Origin of the sequence: Domibacillus antri (assembly GCF_001936625.1) — a bacterium.
GTDB classification, from domain to species: domain Bacteria; phylum Bacillota; class Bacilli; order Bacillales; family Domibacillaceae; genus Domibacillus; species Domibacillus antri.
In genome coordinates, this window is record NZ_MSDU01000068.1 from 1 (window position 1) to 1291 (window position 1291).

At 48.7% G+C, this 1291-nt stretch carries 1 pseudogene; it reads right to left on the reverse strand.

The features are described from left to right. Nucleotides 1–87 precede the first annotated feature (87 nt). Nucleotides 88–1225: pseudogene (locus tag BTO30_RS16515) on the reverse strand (IS4 family transposase). Nucleotides 1226–1291: the final 66 nt, after the last annotated feature.

Genomic DNA, 1291 nt, shown 5'->3' on the forward strand with positions numbered 1-1291 from the left:
TGCTGTCAATTTGCTTTCATTAATGGCTTTAAAGATTTTTATCTAACCGATTTCATCAAAACTAACCCTTGAACCCACGCGTGTTGATTAACCAGAATCATACAGTTTCCTTCCAGTGAACCTCAAAATAATGATGTAGAAACAAGGCCATTTCAGCCTGCCATTCCAACGGCAGCGCACCGTAAAGAAGCATTCGCTGAAAGCCGGCAAGAGACAGCCTGGCATGTGAAATGGAAAATTTCGTTTGATTATACAGCCATTTGAGCAGGACATACGCAATCAAGGCCGCAAAAAGCTGATTAAATACGGCGTTTTCTGTCGTGCCAAAAAGAACCGGCACATTGAGGTTCTGCTTGATCCAGCGAAAAAACGACTCGATCGCCCAGCGTGCTTTGTACATGTCGGCCACCACTTCAGCTGCCACATTCCGCAGGCTGGTCACCACGCGGATTTCACGGTTTTCATGATCTTTGAAAAAGACAACCCGGTGCCGTTTCTCCGAACGGGATTGAATCGTTCCGAGGCGGCAGGTGAAGTCACGGGTTACGTTCGATTCCTTCACCGGCAGGCGCTGAAGTGACTTCACATGCGACAGCTCAACATTTTCTTTCATCCGGATCACAAAGTCTTGGTCTTCCGTAAGATACTGGTCGACCTGCTTAATCGAAAAATAGGCCCGGTCCTCAACGAGGACAAAGCGCGGATCAGCCAGCTGGCGGCCCACGGGTGCATCGTGCTTTAAGCCGGTTGTTTCAATGACATGAAGGGGCATCTGCGTTTCCAGCGAAAAGCTCACATGGAGCTTGATGCCGGATCGCTCTCCATGATAGACGGCCCACGGCAGGCGCGTTTTCCCGACGGTCACCGTCGTTGAATCAACGAGCAGCAGCTGGTTTGGAATCTTAAGCGTCCGGCGTGTGACCCGATTGCATTTGCGGACGATGAGCGCAAAGACTTGTTTCATTAAGGCATAATCCAGCTGTCCAAGCTTTTTGGACAATGTCGAATAATTCACGTCGACGAGACCAGTCGTTGAACCGACGTCTGCGCAGTAGCGCAGGCTTTTCCATTCGCAGGCGGCAGCCGTCACCAGATACTGAATCAGCGTTTTGACATTCAGTTTTCTCGCGGTATCTTCGTAGCCAACCAGCTGGATCAAGGGCTGCAATTCTTCATCTGATATAAACTTTTGAATCAAACTCGGGAACATGGTATTCTGTTTCATAGAGGATGCCTCTTCTCGTAAGTGTTTGGTCGTACTTACATTTTACAAGAGGGCATCTCTTTTTTT